This is a genomic window from Aquimarina sp., from assembly GCF_977115655.1.
Map to the genome: position 1 here is coordinate 1 of NZ_CDSBKO010000118.1, position 6,182 is coordinate 6,182.

At 35.5% G+C, this 6,182-nt stretch carries 7 protein-coding genes; 1 reads left to right on the forward strand and 6 read right to left on the reverse strand.

What is annotated here, in order from left to right; genetic code table 11:
* Window positions 1-1,055 precede the first annotated feature (1,055 nt).
* From ACZIYX_RS23435 to ACZIYX_RS23460, 6 genes are all read right to left on the reverse strand, one after another.
* Window positions 1,056-1,367 carry a type II toxin-antitoxin system RelE/ParE family toxin gene (locus ACZIYX_RS23435; RefSeq protein WP_462684695.1) on the reverse strand — a complete coding sequence of 104 codons (312 nt, stop codon included), beginning with the start codon at window positions 1,365-1,367 and terminating at the stop codon, window positions 1,056-1,058.
* The gene (locus ACZIYX_RS23440; RefSeq protein ID WP_462684696.1) at window positions 1,367-1,585 is read right to left on the reverse strand and encodes an addiction module protein; all 219 of its coding nucleotides are present in this window, start codon (window positions 1,583-1,585) and stop codon (window positions 1,367-1,369) included. The genes ACZIYX_RS23435 and ACZIYX_RS23440 overlap by 1 nt, the downstream gene beginning before the upstream one ends.
* A 155-nt stretch (window positions 1,586-1,740) precedes the next feature.
* Window positions 1,741-1,971 (reverse strand): hypothetical protein, encoded by a 231-nt coding sequence (locus tag ACZIYX_RS23445; protein WP_462684697.1) that lies wholly within the window; start codon window positions 1,969-1,971, stop codon window positions 1,741-1,743.
* 32 nt (window positions 1,972-2,003) lie between these two features.
* Window positions 2,004-2,882 (reverse strand): tyrosine-type recombinase/integrase, encoded by an 879-nt coding sequence (locus tag ACZIYX_RS23450; RefSeq protein WP_462684698.1) that lies wholly within the window; start codon window positions 2,880-2,882, stop codon window positions 2,004-2,006.
* A gap of 19 nt (window positions 2,883-2,901) precedes the next feature.
* Entirely contained in the window at window positions 2,902-3,861 is a 960-nt protein-coding gene (locus ACZIYX_RS23455; protein ID WP_462684699.1) for a tyrosine-type recombinase/integrase, read from the reverse strand.
* A gap of 131 nt (window positions 3,862-3,992) precedes the next feature.
* The gene (locus ACZIYX_RS23460; protein WP_462684700.1) at window positions 3,993-5,522 is read right to left on the reverse strand and encodes a hypothetical protein; all 1,530 of its coding nucleotides are present in this window, start codon (window positions 5,520-5,522) and stop codon (window positions 3,993-3,995) included.
* Window positions 5,523-5,655: 133 nt separating this feature from the next.
* Here ACZIYX_RS23460 and ACZIYX_RS23465 point away from each other — a divergent pair, with 133 nt between their 5' ends.
* Window positions 5,656-5,985 (forward strand): helix-turn-helix domain-containing protein, encoded by a 330-nt coding sequence (locus ACZIYX_RS23465; protein ID WP_462684701.1) that lies wholly within the window; start codon window positions 5,656-5,658, stop codon window positions 5,983-5,985.
* Window positions 5,986-6,182 lie beyond the last annotated feature (197 nt).

Below are 6,182 nucleotides of genomic sequence, written 5' to 3' on the forward strand. Positions count from 1 at the left end.
CCAAAGGAAAACTAATCAAATGCATTTTTTTAAGCCGCTTGCCTAGTTTCCTAGTGCCTCCCTTCTACATTTTTTTAAAGAACGTATGTCTTATCGACCTTGTAAAGATAGTAAAATTCCACTTCCTAATGCCACCGCTACCACCAAAGCTATATGTACATAATTGGTAGTTATACCCGCTCTTCCTTACGTCAGGGGCTATAACGCAATTATATAAAATAGCCGCACACCGATTGCTAAAATTGAAGATTTGACTTCTAACAGACTATTTTTGAGAGCAATATTATAATACTATACGTGCATAATCGTATCGTAGACATGATCCTAAACATTGTGGGGTCATTCAATCGCCATTAAGGCTAGTATTTTAATAAAAAACGGAAGTTCAGCCGCATTAGCAGGCGCATTCCGTCTTTTATTAAAATAGTTTACCGTTTCGAGTAAGCGATTATGATTAAAGCTGAAGAGCGCAACGGCTGTTGTGGCTGACCTTCAGCTTTAATCATAATCATAGCCATCTGGCGATTGAAGATAACTGCGTGTACGCAAGACAAAGGCGTAGCCGAAGCGTAGAGGAGCAGCCGACGTAGACCGGGAGTGTAACGGAGGGATGCGCCAGACGATTTTTTGTAAATCCTTTTTCTTTCAATAAACCTCTTTTACAAAAAATCGGCTAGGCTACGACCAAGCGGCGGAGCCAATGAAGCAGCGGTTTTGCTTAATTTTTATCACAGCGATAGCGTACCTTATTGTTGTTAAGCAAAAAAGTAGCTGCGGGTGATAGAGGAACAGAGCAAGGCTATTTGTTTGTAGTGGAGACTACCGACCGAAGGCGAGGGAGTTGCAACGGTATGGAACAAGTGCTTTTTCTGCACTTGTGGAATAACAAAAAATAGCTTGCGAGAGTGACGAAGGAACTCCTTATTGCAGCTTATTACAAAAGCCCTTTTCGGGCTGGTGTGATAATAGTAAATACGACCGTAGGGAGACACTTGGCTTTTACCCTATGAAAAAAAATCCCGAACCTATTATGATTCGGGGTACTTGTCTAAATATTATTGTTTTTTAATTCTTCTTCGGACTATTTCAGGATTTCGGCTTGTATGTAAAACTCCAAAAATAATTACCCTTTTATATTCTTCTTCAACTTGATAAAATATAGCATAAGGAAAACGGGGAACTAAAGATTGTCTCAACTCTTTATATTTACGCTGATAGTGTTCTGGTGATCTACCTATATAATCGATCTCCTTATCAACCTCTATTTTAAATTCTTCGCCTAATACTTCCTTTTTCTTGTTGTACCATTTTTTTGCCTTCCGTAAATCTGTATGAACGATTGGCAATAATTTGATTGTGTACCCCATTACCAATCACCCTTTACATCTTCCCAATCCAGTAAATCATTAGGGTTCTTTTTATAACTTTCTAAACGTTCATCTAATACTTTTTTAGTGGATGCAGAGAGCTCTTGATGTTCTTCCTTTTCTTTCTTTAAAACACGCTCTAAAGTATCCATAATACTTTCTCTATCCACACTAAACAGTTCCTGGATAAAGTTGTATTTTCTCGCTTCTAGATCCATAATATCTATTTTTACATTCATAACAAAGATAGTTTAATATACTAATATTTTTAAGTTTTGTACTGCTAACACACATATTTTTAGTGATCAAGCATATTTTTTTAAAGCTATTAAAAGCTGTTTCAGTTTTTTAAAAGCTTTTAGAGAATGAGCAATCATTTGTTTAGTTTCTCTACATCATTAAATTCTTTGCGTTGATCGATTTCTGCTATGGCAACCAATATTTTACTGATCCAGTACATATTGTCCTTGATACTCCTGTTGGTAGAAAAATTATCTTCCGTTTGGCTCAGCAAACTAAGGTTATCTAACAAAGTATCTTGCATAAAACGTAATTCCCCTAGCTCTGTGATTGGGATTTTGATGTAAGTTTTTGGTAATTTCATAATGGTATATTTAATAGTTATACGTATAGTTTTTACCCTATTGGGTGGTATGTATTAATATCGTCCTGTAAACCTTCCAGATCATTGATTAAATAGGCTTCTGTAGAACTTACGTATCTATGTCCTGCCATATATTGCGCTTCTCTTAGATTATAGTTCTTTAACCAATGGGTAATGACCGAAGTCCGGATTTGTTTAAGGCTTTCTATTTTTCTGCTTTGCTTACGTAGTTGCTGCATTAATTTTTGCATAACGTTTTGCAACTCTAAACTACTTCCGCTAGTAACAAAAAACAGGTCAGTTTCTTTCTGGGTTTCTGATAATATGACTTGTCTGGTTTGCAAGGTATATTCCATAATATCAAGTATTTGGTGGGATTCTAATTTTAAAGTTCTTTCGTTACTTCTTCTTGTAGCTGCGATGTAAATGTTCCCTTCACGCAGTTTTATATCTGGGATGGTCAGTTTTTTAAGTTCTGTAGTGGTCAAGCCTTGGTAGACTAGCAAACTCACAATAATTTCATTACGTTTTTCGGACGGACTTTTACTTGATAATTCTTTGTAATCGTAATATAATTTTTCGAGTTCTTGTTTGCTAAGGATATGATATAAGTTTCTGCGTTTGATGCCTTTGATATCAATATTGGTGGTTGGGTTATCATTTCGTAAGTTTCGTTTCACTACCCATTTGTAATAGTGTTTTAGGCTATTGATATAGGATTGTATGGCACGACTACCTACATTTTTGTTTCGTAAATGTTGAATATAACCTAGTAACTCCCTATAGGTTGCTTGTTCAGTTTCGATTTGTTGTGTGTCTGTCCAAACGATAAAGGCAAGTAGGTTCTTTTGATACGTAACTGTAGTTTTAGTACTAAAACCTTTGGATAACAAGTAATTTTTAAAATCCATAATCTTTTCGTTTTGATTGTCATACTTCATCGCTTGGCATTGCCAAGTGAGTGTAGATCTGCGTACTTTCTAAAGAGGTATGTCCTAAAAACCGACTGATATTTTCTAGTGGCATTCCATTGGCGAGTAGATGGGTCGCAATACTATGTCGTAATACGTGCAGGCGTACATTTTTCTCTTGCAAAACAATATCGCCAGTTCTTTGTTGTAATAGTTTTAATCGTATAGCAATGGATTGCGCGCCCAATCGGTTTCCTCTTTCATTGATAAAAAAAGCACTTTCTCGTTTATCTCTAAGTAATATTGGTCTTCCATCGTATACATATTCTTGTAAATAGTTTAGATTGGCTTTGTTAATGGGTACAAACCGTTCTTTATTAGCTTTTCCTTTTCTGACGTGGAGTATCTGCCGATCAAAATTAATATCCTCTACTTGTAAATGATACCCTTCATTTCTGCGTAATCCACAACCGTAAAATATGGTTAGTATCGCACAGTCACGTAGCGCAATCGCTTCAAAAAAGTATTGGGGTTTAGTGTGTTTTATATTTCTGGGATAATGTCTTGTAGCTTTGTAGAGTTGCCTAATTTCTTGTATAGTTAAGGTTTCAATTGTTCCTGTGTCGTCTTGCTCCCAATCAATGGATAATTTAGGTAAGGTTATTCTACCATTTTGACGTAAATAGTCTGTAAACTTGTAAAGTGCTTGCAAATGTTTGTTAAGACTAGCATTGCTTAATGCTCCACCTTTTCTATCATTACTACGTAATTTTAGATGGTTATAATATTCTTTGACAATCAGGTTATCTAGTTCTTTGATATGAGGAATATTCTTTTGTTCTAAGTAGTAGAGTAATTCTCTTATATGATTTGGCAGATTATAAACGGTACTTTCTGCATAACCCAAAATATCCAACCATTCTTTAAAAGAAGCTTCTAGGTATTGGTAGCTTTCGTTTTTAAGATGTAATTTTCTCATCCCTCATATACTTTTTCGTGAACTTTGCGAACCACTATGATAATTAACTGGTTTTCTTTTTCTTAGGTGGTTCATTTTTGGTTTGAACCACTTTTGAACTAATGAACCGCGTGGCGAGTCGCCACAGACAATTATTTTTTCTTCTTTAGCTTCTCTAAAGCCTTATCTAATACACTATTTATCTGATCTTGTAATTGGTTATATTCGGTAGTACTGACAACTTCATAATGATATCCTGTGGCTTTTTTACCTTTTACTTTCTTGATATAGTAGCCTGTAATTAATTGTAGGTTATAGCGTTTTTGATTGCTTGGGTTGATTCGTAATGCTTTACGGGTTTCTCTATTTGTGTATTGTTTCTTTTTATTGGTTTTTAGATACTCTTTTAGATTTTCAAGGTAATTTCTACAGCTTCCTGTGAGTTCATCACTTTTGCGTAGTAATACTTCTTTGAGTAGTTTGTTAGCGTTTTCGATATCATCTAAAGTGGTTTCGATATACATTTCGCCAGTTTTTTCATCTGCTTTCTGCTCTCGTTGATATTGGTAATAAAATGTAATAGCTTCTATAAATTGCAAGTAATGGTTGTTGGTTCGTCTGGGTTTGAAGACGGAAGTCGGAAGACCGAGGTATTTTGCGTACGGATTGATGATTTTTATGGGTTGCAATATCCGTTGTACATTCTGCAAAAATTCTTGCACCTCTGTTTCTTCGTAATGATTTATTTGTCCTGCTGATATGGCGCGTTGGTATTGCATTATTTTCTCATCCTGCTCTGGACTTTCATCTAGGTATAATAAGAAGCTCCTGTTTGCGTTATCTTCATAAATATGTTCTTTGGTGGTACATCCTGCAACACATACAGGACCTTCTACTACCAGATATTTGGTTTGGGTTTCTCCTTTATGATTTTTACTGGCAATAGTTTTTACGATACGTTTTTTGGTTTGTAGCTCTCGTAATGGATAGAGTGCATTTTCTGCGCCGTCTAAATCTTCGATTAAGATAACTTTGTGTTTTAATTCTTGTTTCCCAAAATAGTAGAATGCATTTTCTGATAAGGTTGTGATACTTACCCGTTCTTCTTCTGGTATGAGTTCTCCAACAGATGATTGCAGATGTGTTTTTCCTGTTCCTGAGCTTCCTAAGCTTACAACATGCAAGGGCTGCTCTCTTTTTCTTGATGTAAAGATTAAATACATTAACAATCTGTTGATTTCTTCTCCAATTACCCCACTTTTACCGATCAATTCATTGGTTTTTGCTAATAAATCAGATTGTTTTAAGAAGGTTTCTGCTGCTTCTTTTTCTGCAAGATTGAGTTGTTTTACTTTAGGTTTTAGATTCTCCTCTTTGTCTTTTATCTGTTGTAACCGATATTTTTCCAGTGCTTCTGTGAGTTCTGATAAACTTGCTGCAATTACAGACGTACCTATTTCTAGCTTTTCTGCACATTTTCTTATAAACTTTTCTAATTGTGTATCATTATATAAATCTAGGTTATGACGTACTGGTGGACGGCTGCTTTTTTGTAACTGTACTTTGACAGTGATACGCATCCGATCTAATCCTTCTAATCGTATACCTCCTAAAACCGTTAGTTCTAGGATATCGTTTGCGTAAATGAGTTGGTCGGTATTATCTGCTTGCAATTTGTTCATAACTCCCTAAATCTTACTATTTAGGTTCAAATATACCTAAATCGTTTTAAAAAACAACTCAATCAATTGTTTTTAAACCTGAATAAGTCTTTTATATTTGTAAAAACACACTATTTAAGGTAGATTTACGATTATGAAGTTTGCAGAACGGTTACAGGAATTACGAAAAAAGAACAAGTTCTCACAAGAAGAACTGGCTAAACAGGTAGATATACACGTTAATGTTTTAGGAAGGTATGAGCGTGGAGATTCTAACCCGTCTATAGAGACTGCTACAAAACTTGCTGATTCTCTTAATGTGTCTTTAGATTATTTGGTTGGCAAAACAGAACTACTCGTGGATGAATCGATTACTAATAAAATCCTCACTATACAAAAACTGCCAGAAAAAGACAGGGAACATATCCTTTTTGCACTCGATGCAATGATACGAGATGCTAAAGCTCGACTAGCTTATTCTTAAAAAACAAAACCAAAACCTATCAATAAAATAGATCGTGGCTATTTGTAACTATATTTTGACTTCTCGTCTTTGAACATTGCGCGAAGTCGGGAGACATTCGCGCAGCATCCTAACTTTTATTTATCACTCTTCGAAGATCGGGCGGCACCAGAAACATTCTGGCGCTAGCAGGGTAAGTATGAGCGTGAAGAAAGAAA

Coding starts and splice junctions, on each gene's coding strand:
- ACZIYX_RS23435 (WP_462684695.1), bottom strand. CDS start 1,367: ATGGGGTACACAATCAAATTATTGCCAATCGTTCATACAGATTTACGG.
- ACZIYX_RS23440 (WP_462684696.1), bottom strand. CDS start 1,585: ATGGATCTAGAAGCGAGAAAATACAACTTTATCCAGGAACTGTTTAGT.
- ACZIYX_RS23445 (WP_462684697.1), bottom strand. CDS start 1,971: ATGAAATTACCAAAAACTTACATCAAAATCCCAATCACAGAGCTAGGG.
- ACZIYX_RS23450 (WP_462684698.1), bottom strand. CDS start 2,882: ATGGATTTTAAAAATTACTTGTTATCCAAAGGTTTTAGTACTAAAACT.
- ACZIYX_RS23455 (WP_462684699.1), bottom strand. CDS start 3,861: ATGAGAAAATTACATCTTAAAAACGAAAGCTACCAATACCTAGAAGCT.
- ACZIYX_RS23460 (WP_462684700.1), bottom strand. CDS start 5,522: ATGAACAAATTGCAAGCAGATAATACCGACCAACTCATTTACGCAAAC.
- ACZIYX_RS23465 (WP_462684701.1), top strand. CDS start 5,656: ATGAAGTTTGCAGAACGGTTACAGGAATTACGAAAAAAGAACAAGTTC.